This window comes from Sphingobacterium spiritivorum ATCC 33861 (assembly GCF_000143765.1).
Classification (GTDB): Bacteria; Bacteroidota; Bacteroidia; order Sphingobacteriales; family Sphingobacteriaceae; genus Sphingobacterium; species Sphingobacterium spiritivorum.
In genome coordinates this window covers 347,859-365,642 of sequence record NZ_GL379772.1, presented here as the reverse complement: position 1 = coordinate 365,642, position 17,784 = coordinate 347,859, and the positions used below count along the sequence as shown (strand labels likewise).

Annotated in this window: 15 protein-coding genes and 1 tRNA gene; 8 read left to right on the top strand and 8 right to left on the bottom strand. The window is 39.1% G+C overall.

Annotated features, from left to right (window positions below; all coding sequences use genetic code 11):
- The first annotated feature begins 73 nt into the window (after positions 1-73).
- The 6 genes from HMPREF0766_RS16055 (at position 74) to HMPREF0766_RS16030 (ending at position 7,521) form a co-directional block, all read left to right on the top strand.
- Positions 74-2,650 (top strand): phosphoenolpyruvate carboxylase, encoded by a 2,577-nt coding sequence (locus HMPREF0766_RS16055; protein ID WP_002999454.1) that lies wholly within the window; start codon positions 74-76, stop codon positions 2,648-2,650.
- A 63-nt stretch (positions 2,651-2,713) separates the two neighbouring features.
- Complete coding sequence (locus HMPREF0766_RS16050) at positions 2,714-3,289, top strand: hypothetical protein (protein ID WP_002999452.1); 576 nt, start codon at positions 2,714-2,716, stop codon at positions 3,287-3,289.
- Positions 3,290-3,307: 18 nt separating this feature from the next.
- Positions 3,308-4,330: a Gfo/Idh/MocA family protein gene (locus tag HMPREF0766_RS16045; RefSeq protein ID WP_002999450.1), complete on the top strand. Its 1,023-nt coding sequence runs from the start codon at positions 3,308-3,310 to the stop codon at positions 4,328-4,330.
- Between the two features lie 110 nt (positions 4,331-4,440).
- Positions 4,441-6,489 carry a polyphosphate kinase 1 gene (ppk1, locus tag HMPREF0766_RS16040; RefSeq protein WP_002999448.1) on the top strand — a complete coding sequence of 683 codons (2,049 nt, stop codon included), beginning with the start codon at positions 4,441-4,443 and terminating at the stop codon, positions 6,487-6,489.
- A complete protein-coding gene (locus HMPREF0766_RS16035; protein WP_002999446.1) occupies positions 6,486-7,370 on the top strand; it encodes a Ppx/GppA phosphatase family protein in 885 nt (294 codons plus the stop codon). Before ppk1 ends, HMPREF0766_RS16035 begins: the two co-directional genes overlap by 4 nt.
- Positions 7,371-7,437: 67 nt before the next feature.
- A tRNA-Leu gene (locus tag HMPREF0766_RS16030) sits at positions 7,438-7,521 on the top strand.
- A gap of 87 nt (positions 7,522-7,608) precedes the next feature.
- Here HMPREF0766_RS16030 and HMPREF0766_RS16025 read toward each other — a convergent pair.
- On the bottom strand, positions 7,609-8,004 hold the full coding sequence (locus tag HMPREF0766_RS16025; protein ID WP_236590428.1) for a hypothetical protein: 396 nt from the start codon (positions 8,002-8,004) through the stop codon (positions 7,609-7,611).
- A gap of 361 nt (positions 8,005-8,365) precedes the next feature.
- Between HMPREF0766_RS16025 and HMPREF0766_RS16020 the strand changes: the two genes are divergently transcribed.
- Complete coding sequence (locus HMPREF0766_RS16020; protein WP_002999443.1) at positions 8,366-9,100, top strand: class I SAM-dependent methyltransferase; 735 nt, start codon at positions 8,366-8,368, stop codon at positions 9,098-9,100.
- 82 nt (positions 9,101-9,182) lie between these two features.
- Here HMPREF0766_RS16020 and HMPREF0766_RS16015 read toward each other — a convergent pair whose 3' ends face one another.
- Both HMPREF0766_RS16015 and HMPREF0766_RS16010 read right to left on the bottom strand, forming a co-directional pair.
- On the bottom strand, positions 9,183-9,977 hold the full coding sequence (locus HMPREF0766_RS16015) for a (Fe-S)-binding protein (RefSeq protein ID WP_002999440.1): 795 nt from the start codon (positions 9,975-9,977) through the stop codon (positions 9,183-9,185).
- 14 nt (positions 9,978-9,991) lie between these two features.
- Positions 9,992-11,287, bottom strand: a complete 1,296-nt coding sequence (locus HMPREF0766_RS16010; RefSeq protein WP_002999438.1) for a 4Fe-4S dicluster domain-containing protein — start codon at positions 11,285-11,287, stop codon at positions 9,992-9,994.
- Between the two features lie 311 nt (positions 11,288-11,598).
- Between HMPREF0766_RS16010 and HMPREF0766_RS16005 the strand changes: the two genes are divergently transcribed.
- Entirely contained in the window at positions 11,599-11,922 is a 324-nt protein-coding gene (locus tag HMPREF0766_RS16005; protein WP_002999436.1) for a hypothetical protein, read from the top strand.
- Between the two features lie 270 nt (positions 11,923-12,192).
- Here HMPREF0766_RS16005 and HMPREF0766_RS16000 read toward each other — a convergent pair whose 3' ends face one another.
- From HMPREF0766_RS16000 to porG, 5 genes are all read right to left on the bottom strand, one after another.
- Positions 12,193-12,765, bottom strand: coding sequence for an OmpH/Skp family outer membrane protein (locus tag HMPREF0766_RS16000; protein ID WP_002999434.1), 573 nt, complete (start codon positions 12,763-12,765; stop codon positions 12,193-12,195).
- Positions 12,766-12,877: 112 nt separating this feature from the next.
- On the bottom strand, positions 12,878-13,411 hold the full coding sequence (locus HMPREF0766_RS15995) for an OmpH/Skp family outer membrane protein (RefSeq protein ID WP_002999432.1): 534 nt from the start codon (positions 13,409-13,411) through the stop codon (positions 12,878-12,880).
- 74 nt (positions 13,412-13,485) lie between these two features.
- Complete coding sequence (gene bamA, locus HMPREF0766_RS15990; protein ID WP_002999431.1) at positions 13,486-16,062, bottom strand: outer membrane protein assembly factor BamA; 2,577 nt, start codon at positions 16,060-16,062, stop codon at positions 13,486-13,488.
- A gap of 117 nt (positions 16,063-16,179) precedes the next feature.
- A complete protein-coding gene (uppS, locus tag HMPREF0766_RS15985; protein WP_002999429.1) occupies positions 16,180-16,917 on the bottom strand; it encodes an undecaprenyl pyrophosphate synthase in 738 nt (245 codons plus the stop codon).
- A 22-nt stretch (positions 16,918-16,939) separates the two neighbouring features.
- Positions 16,940-17,758, bottom strand: coding sequence for a type IX secretion system protein PorG (porG, locus tag HMPREF0766_RS15980; RefSeq protein ID WP_169311221.1), 819 nt, complete (start codon positions 17,756-17,758; stop codon positions 16,940-16,942).
- Positions 17,759-17,784: the final 26 nt, after the last annotated feature.

The following is a 17,784-nucleotide window of genomic DNA, read 5'->3' as shown; positions in this document are numbered from 1 at the left end:
TATTTGATTTTCGGAGGTTGAAATCAACTAAATCAAACAAACAAAACACACAACCTCGTGTTATTTCAAAACCATGAAATTAAGTCAAAAAGAAGCTACCTTTCAAAACGAGGTGTTGACCCGTTTTGAACTTTTCAAGAGTTTATTCCTTACTTTACCGTTTCAGCGCGTAAAGCATACGGGTACATTATTGCCTTTTTTTACTACACATTGTGAGAAGGGAGTGGAAGAGCATCTCGCTCCGGAGGAGATCATAGATAGTTTTTTTGGACAATATGAGCAATATGTACAAGAAGAGGACCGTGTTGATCTTCTTTTCAGAATCGTACAATATGTAGAGCGTCAGGTTGTTTTATTTGATGCCGTAGAGGATTCTTCTTTTCAGTCTATAGGGCGTGCAGATGAAGCGGGTCTTTTGGAACCTCTTTTCCGCCAGACGGAAACAAATAGCAAGCTCAGAAAACAAATTGTCAACAAGCTGAAAGATTTTTCTGTTCGTTTAGTCCTGACAGCACACCCTACACAATTCTATCCAGGAGCTGTACTTTCTATTATAAATGACCTTATTGAAGCAATTAAGGACAATGATATCAATAATATCCATTTACTTCTTCAGCAACTGGGTAAGACTCCGTTTATCAATAAGCTGAAACCTACTCCGGTGGATGAGGCAGCGAGTCTGGCCTGGTATCTGGAAAACGTATTCTATAAAGTGGCTTCCGAAATTCAGGCAACAATAGATGATGAACTGGAGATGCCTACTGAAGATGTGAAACAACTTATTGAACTAGGATTCTGGCCGGGCGGAGACCGTGACGGAAATCCAAATGTAACCGTCGAAAGTACCCGTAAAGTGGCGACAATGCTGCGGACTATTTTGTTCAGATGCTATTATCGCGATTTCAGAGTCATCAAGAGACGCATTACGTTCAGAGGGGTGGAACAGTATATGGATACGCTGCAGGAATTGTTCTATGAAAACAGTTTTAATCCGGTAGAGAATCCTAAGGATGAAACGGATCGTATCCTCACGAATCTGAAAGCTATTAAAAAAGTACTGATTGAAAAACATAATAGTTTATTTATAGATGTAGTGGAAGACCTGATCCGTAAAGTCGTGACTTTCGGATGCTATTTTACGACACTTGATATCCGTCAGGACAGCCGTGTATTACGGAATACCCTAACTTACCTGATTACCAAGGATCAGAAAAAAACAGGATTAACAGAAGATTTTGAAGGATTGAGTGAAACCGCCAAGCAAAAGGGTTTTCCTTTCTCAGAGTTGGATCTTGAGGTTGGAGAGGATGCTGCCTTGTTGGTAAAAGATACTTTGGAAGTCATTCCTTTATTAAAAAGTATTCAGAATGCAGGAAGTGAGCGGGCAGCGCAACGCTTTATCATCAGTAACTGTCAGCAGGCTTCGGATATTCTGGGATTGATGCAGTTGTTTCTGTGGTCGGGTTGGAAGAAGAAAGAGCTGACTATAGATTTTGTGCCTTTGTTTGAAACAGTGGACGACCTGATCAGAGCAGGAGATGTCATGAAAGCATTGTACACACATCCTGCGTATGTAGCACATCTCAAATCCAGGGGTAACAAGCAGACGATTATGCTTGGATTCTCAGACAGTACAAAAGACGGAGGATATCTGATGGCAAACTGGTCTATATATAAGGCCAAAATGGATCTGACGGCCATTGCCAGAGATTACGATGTAGATCTGGTCTTCTTTGACGGTCGCGGAGGACCTCCTGCACGTGGTGGTGGTAAAACGCAACGCTTCTACGCTTCAATGGGACGTGAGATTGAAAATAAACATATCCAGCTGACTATTCAGGGGCAGACGATCAGCAGTCAGTATGGCTCACTCGATACAGCTAAATATAATATTGAACAATTGCTTCATGCAGGTATCATCTCTGAAATAAGACAAAATGAAGGCGATACACTGACTGCAAAACAAAAGGATGTGATCGATCAGATGGCTGAGGTGAGTTATGAAAAGTTTATGTCTTTGCGTAAGGATCCTTTATTCCTGAATTACCTTGAAAATCTGAGTCCGCTTAAAGTGCTCTCCACCATCAATATCAGTAGCCGTCCTGTGAAGCGGAATTCGGATAAAGAATTGAAACTGGAAGATCTGCGTGCCATCAGTTTTGTGACTTCATGGAGTCAGCTGAAACAGAATATTCCGGGATTCTTCGGGGTAGGATCTGCTTTGCAATTTGCAGAAGAAAATAACCTTTGGTCTTATGTCCGGAATCTTTATGAGCATTCGGGGATGTTTAATACTATTATTGATAACTGTATGATGTCCATGACAAAATCCAATTTTGACATCACATCTTATATGCAGTTTGATGAACAATACGGAGATTTCTGGAAAATGCTGCATGCAGAATACGAGCTTACTAAGAAATATGTCCTTAAATTGAGCAATACAAAAATTCTGATGGAAAATTATCCGGTAGAACGGGAATCTATTCTGGCAAGAGAAAAGATTATTCTGCCTTTATTAATTATTCAGCATTATGCAATCAGAAAGCAAAAGCAGCTGGAAACAGAAGACCCAAAATACGATGTATATTCAAAACTGATTGCCAGAACAATATATGGGGTTGTAAACGCCGGAAGAAATTTAGCATAATCACAGAAGAATAGGGAATTTAGCATATTATTTATATTTTTGTGGTCGTAATCAAAAGAGAATATGAAACTTAATACTTTATTTGTAGTAGCAGTTATCGGAGGTAGTACATTATTTGCTTCCTGTAGTAATAAGACAGCTGAGCAGAATCAGTTGAAATATACACACACTTCATTGGTGGATGGTGATGCATACCGCTTTTTCCAGACAGTAGGTGAGAAGGTTCCTTATGAATTAGCTTATGCGGAATATGCAGCGAGTGTCTCATCTGATGCAAAAGTGAAATCGTTAGCCGCTAAAATTAAAGAAGTTTATGGATCATTAGTTCCTCATTTGGATAGCGTAGCTACAGAATTGCATGTTGACTTCCCGATCAGAGGAGCACAGGCATTTCAGGCACCGGCTCAGCAAACTGCAGCTACAGACAGTACTGCTGTTACTTCAAAAGTTGCAAGCTACTCGGATGCTGCTTTCCTGAAACATGCAGAGCATGAGCAAACCCTTATCAAAGAGCAATTCGACCGTGTTTCCAGAAATACAAATGTGAAATTGCAAAAATTTGCTGCTGATCATGCAAAAGCTTTGGAAGAAGTGTATCACGCTGCCGGAGTAAAACATGATGAGCATGCTCACCATTAATAATTAAAATAATACTGTATGGCTGTAAAGCAAGTAGTTACAGGAATATTATCGTATGGAATGTCCGGAAGGGTGTTCCATGCGCCGTTTATAGGGGGTAGTGAGAGCTTTCAGCTGAAGGCTATTGTGGAACGTAAAACCAAACAGGCTCACCTGGATTATCCGGGCATTATAAGCTATTCTAGTGTGAAAGAATTACTGGAAGACCCGGAGATTGAACTTGTCATTGTCAATACGCCCAACGATACGCATTTTGAATTTGCCAAAATGGCTTTACTGGCAGGTAAACATGTCCTGGTAGAAAAACCTTTTTCTCCGACTGTTAAAGAAGCAAAAGAACTTTTTGCGCTGGGACGCAAAATGAACCGACATGTACTTCCTTACCATAACAGACGCTTTGATTCTGACTTTCAATCCCTGAAAGCAACATTGGAATCAGGAAAGCTGGGTAAGCCTGTTGAACTACATCTTCGATTTGACCGGTATAAGACTGAGATTGGTGCTAAAAAATTTAAAGAAACCAAACGTCCGGGAAGTGGTATATTGTATGATCTGGGATCACATCTGCTGGACCAGACAATTTCGCTGTTCGGCAAGCCCAAATCAGTAACGAAGATTCTGTCTAACAACCGCCCTAAATCTAAGGTAGACGATTATGCCTGCCTGCTTTTGAATTACGGGAAAGGACTGAGTGTATTTATTACCGTCAGCCTAATGGTTGCCAATCCGCAAAAAAGCTTTGTCTTACATGCTCTGAAGGGATCTTTTGTAAAAGAGAGAAGTGATGTACAGGAGCAGCAGCTGCTGGCAGGAATGTCTCCGAATGACATCGCTTACGGAATCGAACCGGAAGGGAAAGAAGCTTTACTTACCTTAGCAGATGACGAAGGAAATATGCAGACCGAATCTTTGATCGCTGAGAGAGGGGATTATCGTAAATTATTTGAGGCTGTGTATCAGACTTTACGTCACGGAGCTCCCTACTTTGTAACTGAAGATCAGATTTTATTGCAACTGGAAATACTGGCGCCATCAGGTTAGCATAGATTTAAATTAAGAAAGTGTTAATTATTTCTTAACGAATAATTAACATCAAGTCTTTAATATTGGTCTGAAAAATATTAAATTTAAAGATCTAAAATCTTACTATTTTGAGCGACCAATTTCCCGTCCTTAATCGCGAGCTTAGCTGGCTGCAATTTAACGAACGTGTGCTTCAGGAGGCCGCAGACGATACGGTACCTTTGTTGGAAAGATTGCGTTTTCTGGCTATTTATTCCTCCAACTTATCAGAGTTTTACAGTGTTCGTGTAGCCATTCTTCACCGTATGGTGGAAAATGAGTTGAAGAACAAAAAAATAGGATTTAAACCTAAAAAAGTGCTGAAACAAATTCAGCACAGCGTTTTGAAGCTGGACAAAAAGTTTGATTATCTTTTTGATCAGGTGTTAATGAAACGTCTGGAAGAAGAAAATATCAATATTCTGGAGGCGGACGATCTGAGGGATGATCAGCGCGAATATCTGCATACTTATTTTCAGGAAGAAATTCTAAAATACCTTATCCCGATCTGGGTCAATGATCAGTTCTTTCCAAATATCAATGGCAGAAGTCTGCATTTTATAGTAAAATTATCCCATAATGATCAGGAAAGGATTTCTATTATAGAAATGCCTAAAAATGTTATCAGCCGTTTTCATCATGTGCCTAACAGTACAGGACAACATGAGATTATTCTTCTGGATGAAATCATCATGATGTTTTTGGAAGATATCTATACGGCGGTGGAATTTGATGAAATATCCGGTTACCGCTTTCAGATTACGCGTGATTCAGAGTTAGATCTGGATGTAGACCGCAGTGACAAATTTCTGGAAGTATTAAAAAAGAGTTTGATTGACAGACAGACGGGAAAAGTCATTCGGCTGGAGTATGATGCCAATATGCCTCCTTCGTTATTGAGTTATCTGGACAATCAACTGGAAGTAGACGATGACGGGTTTATCCCTATGAATCGTTATATGATCTTCAGTGATTTTATTAATTTCCCTATAGGAAACCGTTCGGATCTGGCGTATGAACCGGTAGCGGCGCTACCAGTATCAGGATTGGATATTAACAGGAGTCTTTTCAAACCGATAAAGAAGAGAGATTATCTTATCCATTTGCCTTACCAATCCTATGACTATGTTTTGCATTTCATACGGGAGTCGGCTATTGACCCTACTGTAGAAGAGATTAATATCACCTTATACCGGGTAGCGAACAATTCTAATATTATGAATGCACTTATCATCGCCGCCAAAAACGGAAAACGGGTCAATGCATTTTTAGAAGTGAAAGCCAGATTTGATGAAAAAGCAAATATCTACTGGCTGACAAAACTGGAAGAGGCGGGAGTGAATGTTTTTTTAGGAAATGTCAATATTAAGCTTCATGCTAAATCATGTCTGGTATTCAGACGTGAAGGTAAAAGAAGAGTAGCCTACACATATTTATCTACCGGTAATTTTAACGAAAAGACAGCCAGAATATATTGTGATATTGGATTATTTACCTCCAACAAGCTCATTACACGGGATCTCAAACGTCTGTTTACAGGGTTAAAGAAAAGTGTATACCATGACAATTATAAGTCACTGATCACTGCGCCTCTGGCTATGCGGGATATCTTCTATACGAAGGTCGATCAGCTCATTAAATTAAGTCAGCAAGGTATAAAAGTATCTCTGATTCTGAAGATGAACAGTCTTACGGATGAAGATATTATTCAGCGTCTTTATCAGGCAAATAATGCCGGTGTAAAGATTAATCTTATTATTCGCGGAATGTGCTGTCTGATCCCGGGAAAAGAAGGTTTCAGTGAACATATCCATGTGACCAGTATCGTTGACCGTTACCTGGAACATGCACGGGTATGGATCTTTGATTACGGAGATACGAAAGAGATCTATCTTTCCTCAGCAGATCTGATGACACGCAACCTGAACAGGAGAGTGGAGATCGCCTTTCCGATTGAAAATAAAGACCTGATAGCCGAAGTATATGATCTGATCAAGATTCAGCTGGCCGATAATACGAAGGCAAGGATTATCGATGCCCAACAGAAAAACAGATATAAACGTAGCCCGGTAAATGCCTCTAACCGTGCTCAGGTGGATACTTATAATTATTTAAAAAATAAAATCGAAATTTTGTGAGATACGCAGCAATAGATATTGGGTCCAATGCTGTCCGGTTACTGATAGCCGACATTGACCAAACCAAAGAAGAAATATCGTTTATCAAAAATACCTTGTTGCGTGTACCCCTGCGCTTAGGCGATGATGCTTTTATCCAACATCATATTTCTGATGTGAAATTTAAAGATATGGTCAGTACAATGACTGCATTCAAAAATCTGATGGATGTATACAGAGTGACTGATTATATGGCATGCGCGACCTCAGCGATGCGGGATGCCGGAAATGGAAAGGAAGTCGTGAAGGCATGTAAAAAGGCCGGAGTGGATATTCAGATCATAGATGGCAGTCTGGAAGCAGAAATCATCTATAACAGTCATCTGGAGCAGGATATGGATAAGGATAAGGTGTATCTGTATATTGATGTAGGTGGTGGTAGTACGGAATTGTCTTTGTTCGCTAATTCCAGGCTGGTCGCTTCCCGTTCGTTTAATCTGGGGACTATCCGTATTCTGGATAATCAGGATCAACCGGAGACATGGGATGAACTGAAAGATTGGGTGAAGACACATACACAGATGTATAAGCAGGTGTATGGTATCGGAACAGGTGGCAATATCAATAAACTGTCCAGACTGGCCAATGCAAAAGAAGATAAACCTATGTCTTATTCTAAGTTAAAGGCAATCTATAATCATCTTACTTCTTATTCGCTCAAAGACAGGATCAATGTATTGGGATTGAAACAGGATCGTGCAGATGTTATTATCCCTGCAGCAGAGATTTTTCTTACGATTATGAAGATCGGTCATTTGAAAACTATTGTAGCTCCAAGGGTCGGTCTAGTCGATGGAATTATCCAGACGCTGATCCGCAGAAATCTGAAAAAAAACAACTAGCATTGCACTAAAAGATGATTTTTAGGTTGCAGGTTCCGAAAAAAGGATTATTTTTGCAACTCAAGATGCCCAGGTGGCGAAATTGGTAGACGCACCATCTTGAGGGGGTGGCGCCTGAATGGGCGTGGCAGTTCGAATCTGCTCCTGGGCACTTCAGCAGCCATATCTTTAAATCAAAGATCTGGCTGCTTTTTTATGGTTTACTTTCCGGAAAAGAAAAAGTACGTGTTAAATATTATTAAGAATATGGCCAGAAACCGGATATTACTTCATCAGTTACATTGTTTTTATACAGATATAGTCCTCTGTACATAAATACATAATCAGATTCTTCAGCATATCCTTCTTCTTCAATCTGTAAAAAGAAGGAATAATTATCCTTTTCCAACTGTTCATAATAATAACTTTTGGGTTGGATAAGACGAGGCTCTCCTCCGGCTTTTAGAAATAAAAAATCACTTTTGTTTATTGCAGAATACTTACTTATGGAATAGATCCCAAGCGAGGAAATAATCTTATCTGTTCTGTCTCCAATTTCCGAGTGCTCATGTTCTATAACCTGCACAGCTATGTTGGGATAAATATTGTTTTCTAAAAGCACATCAAAATTACTGTGTATGAGTATAGAAAGCATTTTATCTGGTTTTTCCGGATGATGGATAACAGCATAAAATTTGTAATCATCAGGAATACTGTTTTCAATTATTTCAGGAGGTTTACCCCCTATTCTTGCATGTAGATTGTTGTCATATGTCAACCAAGATGCATAAAGTTCTTTAATACTGGTTATAATATCTTTTAATCTGATTTAGAGCTTTGTACATAATGCACTTCAAATTTCTATCCTAATTTAATGAATTTAAGGAGTTTTTTTAGAAAGATTAATCTTCAATAATTCGCTGTTTAGATATGTAGTTTATTTTGCGTAATTTTTGTAGAATATAATATTCGGCAGGAGTACTTTGTTAAGTCATGTCGAAAAACAAAAGCATGTTATGAAACAGAATATTTATGATGATAGTGGATTCTTTGATGAGTATGGAAAAATGCCACGTTCTAAAGAGGGGTTGCATGCCGCCGGAGAATGGCATGTTTTAAAAATGATGTTTCCTGATTTTGAGAATAAAAATGTGCTTGATCTGGGCTGTGGATATGGCTGGCATTGCATATATGCTAAGCAGCAGGGAGCAAGCAATGTAATTGGAGTCGATCTCTCTGCAAAGATGATACGTAAGGCAAAAGAGAATTCTGCAGGACTGGATATTGATTACCGGCAGATGGCCATTGAACATGTTGATTTTGCAACGGAAGAGTTTGATATAGTAATAAGTTCATTGGCTCTTCATTATATAAGAGACCTGGAGAACGTCTTTCATAAAGTGAATCATTTTTTGAAAAGAGGGGGGAGCTTTATCTTTTCTATGGAACATCCGATATTCACAGCAAGAGCGGAGCAGGATTGGTATAAGAATAAGCAAGGTACACGCTTGCACTGGCCTGTGGATCATTATCAACAGGAAGGCAGAAGAAATGCAATGTTTCTGGGGCATGAGGTCATCAAGTATCACCGAACCATGGAGACGTTGTTAAATGGAGTTATTGCAGCTGGATTTACGATTAACCGAATAGCAGAACCGAAGCCTTCAGATGTGATGTTAGAAGAATTTCCTGAGATGAAGGATGAATCCAGAAGACCTGTTTTTATTCTTATCTCTACGACAAAGAATTAAAGGGATTGAGAATTTTTGTGAGTAAAGGTTGGTGTGAGGAAAGAGCTTGTATAACAGGCAGTCCTCAAAGACTGCCTGTTGATTAAAGTTTATTTGCTTTGACCGTGATCTCTGCGATATCCAGGACCTGAATCTCGGCTTCTTTATCTTTTATTTTGACGCCATCCCGAAGCATGGTCATACAGAACGGGCAGGCCGCTGCTACTATCTGAGCTTCAGAAGCAATTACATCTTCTATTCTTTCAATATTGATATCTTTATTTCCCGGTTCGGGTTCTTTAAACATCTGGGCTCCACCTGCACCACAGCAGAGACCATTGCTGCGGCATCTTTTGAGTTCCACAAGCTGGCTGTCCAATACTTCCAGAACCTTGCGCGGAGCTTCGTACACCTCATTTGCTCTTCCCAGATAGCATGGATCATGATAGGTAATCTTCTTTCCTTTAAACTCATGTCCGTCACTTGGCTTTAACCTTCCTTCATCAATAAGAGACTGAATCAGCTGGGTGTGATGTATGACCTCGTAGTTACCTCCTAATTGCGGATATTCATTTTTAATGGTATTGAAACAGTGCGGACAGGCCGTTACGATTTTTTTTATTTCATAGGCATCCAGTACCTGAATATTGGTCATGGCCTGCATCTGAAAAAGAAACTCATTGCCTGCGCGTTTGGCCGGATCTCCTGTACAACTTTCTTCAGTCCCCAGAATGGCATATTTAAGTCCCACATGATGCAGAATCTTACATATATCTCTGGTGATACGTTGTGCCCGTTCATCAAAACTTCCTGCACAGCCTACCCAAAATAATATCTCGGGAGCTTCGCCTTTGCCGGCCAATTCGGCTACAGTAGGTATGTGTAATTGATCTTCCATAGTTGTTGAGTGATTTATTGATTCGCCCAGTTTGCTCTGTCAGCCTGTGCATATTTCCATGGAGCACCATTGTTTTCCAGATTACCAAACATGGCATTAATACTGGAGGGAGCCTGAGATTCTTCCATGACAGCATACTGTCTGAGCCCCATGATGATCTCCAATGGATTAATATTAACCGGGCATTGTTCTACACAAGCATTACAGCTAGTACACGCCCATATTTCTTCTCTGCTGATATACGTATCAAGCAGTGATTTATTATCTTCTACAGCGCTTCCGTTCTTGTCTATACTCTTACCTACTTCTTCCAGACGATCTCGTGTATCCATCATAATCTTACGTGGAGAAAGAAGTTTACCGGTCATGTTTGCAGGGCATGCAGAAGTACAGCGTCCACACTCAGTACAGGTATATGCATCCAACAGATTCTTCCATGTCAGGTCCTGCACATCTTTCACGCCGAATCGGGAAATCCCGTCAGCAGCAGGAGGAGTAAAAGAGGGATCAAGCATAGCTTTGACTTCATTGGTTACAGAAACCATATTTTCAAACTTACCCTTAGGCTCCAGCTTGCTGAAATACGTATTCGGGAAAGCCAGTATGATATGCAGATGCTTTGATATAGGCAAATAATTCAGGAACAACAGTACACCTATAATATGAAACCACCAGCAACCTCTTTCAATAGCTATCAGCGCAGAAGGATTATCCGGAAGTATACCCATTAACCAGGAACTAACAGGAAATGAACCTGCCTGATGATAGTGGCTTACACCTGCCAGTTGAAGCTTGTGATCTGCTGCATTCATAAAAAGAAAGGCTGCCATTAAAAGTATCTCTGTAATAAGAATCAGATTTGCATCTGTCTTTGGCCAGTTATTCAGTTCCTTTTGTTGAAGGCGTTTTATTTTTAATACATTTCTGCGGATAAAAAAGACCACACAAGCAGCTAATACACTAAATGCTAATAATTCGAAAGCATAGATCAGAAAATTATAGAAGCCTCCCATGAAAGAAAGAACACGATGTGTACCGAAGATACCATCGATAATAATCTCTATCATCTCGATATTGATAATACAGAACCCGGCATATACAAAGAGATGAAGCAGGGCAGGAAGGGGTTTTTTGAACATTTTCTGTTGTCCAAAAGCAACCAGTAACATTGTTTTCAACCGCTCACCCGGACGGTCAAAGCGATCTACATTTTTCCCCAAACGTATATTGCGCCATATCTTACAGGCATTGCCTGTGAAGAAAACTATAGCTGCAATAAAAAGAATACTAAAAATGATTTGACTGATCATAACTATTCAAAATCAGGTGTAACACAAATATAAAATAAATTAAATACTATGCTTGCATAATATTTAATTTATAATGGTTAAAAATAGAAGCCAGTTGCAAAGATGACTTTGCAGGTATTGAAAAATAAAAACAAGAATATATGAAAAATAGTTTTGAGATATGGATTTGAATCTTTAGTTTTGAATATTATTTTTAATGAGTCTAAATAAATATAACAAAGTATCCATGGAATTTTATCCTGTTCCTGGTATCAGGGAGATACTGTTTAGGAGGACCGGATATAGTAGAGACAAAAGATATTTTTAAGCATATGTGTCAATCCATCTTATTGAGTGAAAAAGGAACTACGCATGTAAGTCTATGCAATAAGTGTCAAACCTTTTACATTTGGCAATCTTCATTCGTACTGACTTTCACAAGACGTCAGTTTGAGACTTTTGTAGAAACGACGCTTAGTCAGGGTAATGATCATTGTTTTGTTAATTTTCCCGACGGTGAATTCAGGCTGTTATTGAATACTCCTTGTCCGGAGATTGTTTTCAATTTCAGAAAAGAAGAATGGGATGACTTTGTAGAGGCGCTGACAGAATCATTTTATATGCAGGAAGTATATAGTATGATCGAAAAATCTTAAAAAAAATTAAGTCCTGGGCTGCTTTTTTTATCATCGTGAGTGAGTTTTACAGTATCCAGGCACAAATGTTCAGCACAGCTTCCTTACTTATACTGATCTGATTAGATTGTTGTTTTCTCTCTCTCTTTGCAACAATTGAATAAGCACCACGATGAGTATTTAAGTAGGGGGGATGGCGCTGAGAAGGGTAGGTTGGTAAATGGCAATAGTTCTAAACAAAAAAGACAGCTCATATTTATGAGCTGTCTTTTTATTATACGTTTTTACGTCTTATTTTTTTGCCGGTGTTGTAGCTGCAGGGGCTGCAGTAGCAGAGATTCCCAACTTGGATTTTACATCAGTAGTCAGGTCATCACCACCTGCAAAGTAAGGAATATTAGTGCTTGATATATCGAATACGTAAGCATACCCTTTTGCTTTCGCGATATCGTTTACTGCATTCATTACTTTTCTTTCGATCGGTTGGTATAGTTCTTCTTGTTTTTTACCCACTTCTTCCTGCGCCAGACGTTGCACTTCATTGATACGGGTTTCGATATCACGAAGTTCTGTACCTAATTTATTTAATTCTGCATCCACAGTTTCTTTATTAGCTTCGCTGCGGTTGCGCATTTTCTCATTTGCATCAGTTTGTTTCTTTTGGTACTCTGCGTACATACCTTGCAATTCTTTTGTTTTGCTGTCATTCAACGTTTTAAGTTGATCCTGAGCAGCTTTGAATTCTGTAGTACCGGAGATAATTTCTCCAAAATTAATATGTCCGATTTTTTGTTGAGCATTTACCAATTGAGTTGAGAAAAGCAATCCCGCTGCCAATGCTGCACTTTTTACTAAATTTTTCATTCTTTTGATTTTAATCTTTGGTCTTATCCAATTATGGGAATAAGATAATTGTTTATTTTTTTAAAAATTATAATACCTTTTAATTGTCCGTCGCAATGATAGTAAAAAAAAGTTATTTTACAAGCGCTGCGTCTGGTTTAAATCCTAATTTTGTAATTACTTCATTACTTTTATCCAGTTTTGGATTTGCATACAGGAATGTTACTTCATTTCCCTTATCCAATATAATGTCTAATCCCTGATTACTGGCAAGATCCTGAATAGCTTTCGCTACGCGATCCTGAATAGGTTTGATCAGACGGATACGCTGCTGATACAACTCTCCCTCATATCCGAATTTCTGACGCTGGAATTCTTTAGCTTCTTTTTCTTTCTTAACGATCTCATCTTCTCTACGGCGGCGCATGTCCTCGTTTAGTAATACCTGATCATTTTGATACGCTTTATACAGTTTTTCAATTTCACCATATTTGGCATCTACCTGTTCCTGCCATTGTACAGAGAGATCATCCAATTGTTTTTGTGCGGAAACGTATTCCGGAATATGTTTTAGAATATATTCCGAATCCACATATGCGAAACGTTGAGCAAATGTAGCAGTCGTAGCCAACGTTAAAAAGGCGATAATAGCTATTATTTTTTTCATTTTTATCTAGATAAATCGTTAAACATTTCTCTTTGTTGTTATGGACAATATTTATTCCAAAAAGTTTAATGGAATTAAAATCCTCCCATATTTTGCATGATGCTGAATGTAAAATTCTGTTTCCATGAACTTTCAGGTAATCCCGGGATCGGATCAAATGCATGACCGTAATCTATACCCAGCATACCAAAGATCGGTAAGAAGATACGCGCACCTACACCTGCAGTACGTCTTACTTTGAATGGATTGAATTCACTGAATTTGTTCCATGTGTTACCTGCTTCCGCAAATGCCATTACGAATACTGTAGCCTGATCATTTAACATTACAGGATGTCTGAGCTCGATCTGGTATTTCGTATAAATAGGACTACCCGAGTTGATAGCGATTTGCTGGAAGTTGTTAGGTGTACTTTCAGGAATGATTACACCATTGGCATATCCTCTGAGAGCGATAATCTCAGAACCCTGAAGGAAGTCAAATCCTTGCATACCGTCACCCCCAAGTTTGAAACGTTCGAAAGTAGAAGTCTCGGTTTTGTTGGTGTAATTTCCTAAGAATCCAAACTGTGCCTGTGTTTTCAGGACAAGTTTACCTGCAATTTTGATATACCACTGTGAATCAAATTTCCATTTGTGGTATTCTGTCCATTTGTATTTCTCTTCCTGAGGAGCTGTTTTGTAATTAATATTGTTCCATGCAGAGTATGGAGGAGTCAACTGAACTGAGAATTTGATATTCGAACCTGATGTAGGGTAAATAGGAGCATCCACTGAGTTACGACTGATTTCCTGCGTGATGTTCATATTGTACGCTGTACCGTTTGAGAACAGGAAGTAGTTACCGTAATTCTGTAATTTGTAACGTTGGAAAGACAGTGAAGTGTTGATCTGGAAGTAGTTATCAGGCCATTCCAGACGCTTACCTAATGTCGCAGTTACCCCTGTCATCCAGATACGTTGCAGTTCAGAATCTTTAACCATTTGCTCTCCGGTATAGTAGTTGAATCCACCATATGAAGAGTTAGATGTATAGGCACTCAATCCAAAATAAATAGGTTTTTTACCCCCTAACCATGGATCTGAAAATGAGAAGCTATAGGACTGGTAGCGTTTACCGGATGTCTGTCCACGAAGACTTAACTTTTGTCCGTCACCACGAGGCAATGGTTTCCATGAACTTTTGTCAAAGAAATTACTAGTAGAGAAGTTATTAAAGGTCAAACCTAAGGTACCAATAATCTGTCCTGCTCCGTAACCACCAGATAATTCGACCTGGTCGGAAGGTTTTTCAGTTACATTATAAAGGACGTCTACTGTACCTTCAGCATGATTAAGATTTGTAGGTACAGGATTTGTTTTCTGTTCATCGAAGTTTCCAAGCTGTGCAATCTCACGTACACTTCGCATAATCAGATCTTTTGAAAACTTCTGACCCGGCTTCGTATATATCGAACGTAACACTACTTTATCATTTGTTACGTCATTTCCTTTAACAATTACATTATTGATCGTGTACTGCGCTCCTTCGTACATACGGATCTCAAGATCAATTGAATCATTATATACTCTGGTCTGAACCGGATCTACTGAGAATGTCAGATATCCGTCATTCATATATAAGGAAGAAATGTCATCACTGTTACGTGTAGGACCAGAAAGTTTGGTTACTAACTTTTCTTCACTGAATACGTCTCCTTTTTCAATACCAAGGATCATATTCAATACGGAGTCTGAATATTTAGAATTACCGGACCAGCTGATATTACCTACATAGTACTTCGGACCTTCATAGATTTCCATATCAATGGTTACTTCGTTGGCATCGAATTTTTTCACAGAATCACTGATGATCTCTGCATCGCGGTACCCTTTGTCATGTAATTTGGCTACTAATTTTTCTTTAGCTTCCTTGTATTTTTCATCTTTGAACTTACCAGGTCCGAAGATGCGGTACCATTCCCTTTGTTTTACTCCTTTCAGCGCTTTTCTTAAAGCACGTTGTGAAAACTCTTTATTGCCGGTAAAAGTGATCTTACGTACTTTCACCTTTTTATTGCGTTGTACATCCACCACAAGGATCTCATTATTTACCTGTGCGGTATCTTTAAGTGTTTTTGTAGTGATGTCCGGATATAAATACGCTTTTTCTCTCAAGAAGCGCTGTATGGTAAAACGAGTGGTGTTGATCAGGTTTTCGTTTACGATTTTACCCGTGTTGCTATTCAGACGTTTGCGAACTTCTTCTGTCTGACTTTTACTCAGACCATTGATATCAATACGTGTCAGACGCGGACGTTCCTGCACTCTGATATTAAAGAATATATTGTCTCCGTCTATGCGATCAGCATATAGTTGTACATCATCAAACAGACCCTGAGCCATTAAATTTTTGATTACATTGGCCGTAGCATCACTTGGCACTTCGATGTGCTGGCCGACAACCAGTTTGGATATGGTGATCAATACATCATTATCCAGATACTGAGTACCTGAGATTGTAACACCTCCAATTACGTAATCTCTGGGAGTTAAATAGCTAATTTCATCAGGGTTACTTAAATTAATTGGTTTATTGCCGGTGATTTGCGCAAGGGCAGAATAAGAATAAACCGAAGAAATAAAAGTTATTAAAAATACTATACGCTTCATCTATGAATTTTTATCGATGCTAAAGTACACCAATCTGTTGTTAAATTTTGTTAAAAGAAAATATTGCTAAATTATTATCTAACAATGGTATTTTGCGTGCAAAGTTAAGAATTAAGATTATAATTGCTCACTTGTTTTTCCGAATCGTCTTTCCCGTTGCTGATAGTTATACACACATTCATAAAGATCTTCCCGGGTAAATTCCGGCCACATTTTAGGCAGAAAACTCAATTCAGAATAAGCGATTTGCCAAAGCAGGTAATTGCTGATACGTTGCTCACCGCTGGTTCTGATCAACAGATCGGGGTCTGGCATATTCCTGGTATATAAATGATTTGCAAAAACCTTTTCATCGATCGCATCAATATCGAGATTGCCCTGCATAACCTGCTTACAGATTTCTTTTGTGGCATCTACTATCTCTTTCTGTGAGCTGTAGCTTAATGCAAGAGTAAGCACACAGGTCGTGTTTTGAGCTGTTAATTCCATAGACTCAATAAGTTTCGCACGACAATTTTTAGGCAGCTTATCAATATCTCCTATTGTATTGAGCCGTATTCCGTTATCCTGAAATGTTTTGATTTCTTTACTGAGGGTAGTGACCAGCAATTCCATCAGAGCAAGTACTTCTAATTTTGGACGATTCCAGTTTTCTGTAGAAAAAGCATACAATGTGAGGTAGGGTATACCCAGTTCTACAGCGCCCTCCATTGCTTCCCGTACTGCTGACACCCCGTTCTGGTGGCCAAATATTCTTAATTTACCTAATCCTTTGGCCCATCTTCCATTGCCATCCATAATGATAGCAACGTGTTGTGGCAAATTATTACGGTCAATTTTATCTTTGATATTCATGTTTTTATTGAATTGTGCCGGCTTACCACCAGTAACATTTTTGGCTGATAAAGGTATAGGTTACCGTTAAACCAAAAGTCATATATGCATCATGCGGACGACCATCTCCGCGAAGTTTTCCTTTATTTGCTTCCCAGTTTCCGGATCTGTCAGCAAGACTTTCCCAGACAAGGGGATCTATCTGTTGCTCGATACCCTCTTTCATACTGGTCGCATAGTTTCTGTTTACGTTATCAATATTATCGGACAATACTACCCGATAATTCAGTTCCGCACCTACACTCCACGGACCTTTAATATTGTATTTAAAGCCTGCTCCAAATGGTATAGCTAGTGCAAATTTACTGTATTTTCCGGGATTATTAGCTGCATCGTATTCCAGTTGCAGATCGCGGAGATCATATTTTTCTCCTGTGCTGAATTTGACATACGGATTGTGATAGATCGCTGCTACTCCTGCGAATATATAAGGTGTGTAGGCCAGTTTGTTTTTACCGGGCACGAATCTGAAGAAATTGAATTCACCAATGGCCGAGATTTCGACTACTTTATTTTGAAAAGCAAGATTTCGCTGGATCTGACGTTCGTTGCTGCTATTGGCATCTGATCCGAACAGGTGCAGATAGTTGATGCCTCCTTTTACTCCCCATGTTGGATTAAAGTTATATTTGCCGGTCAGGCCGCCGCCGAGACTTCTGAAATACAGCGGATTATTGGGGTTGATATCGCCCATATATCCTGTTGTTCCCAGATTGGCACCCAATTCCCATTGCTGGGCGGAAAGGTTACAAATTGGAAAAAAACAAATCAGTACTAATAAGCTATAGAAAAGTCTTTGCAAAATAGTTTTTTTTGCGGTAAAGATAA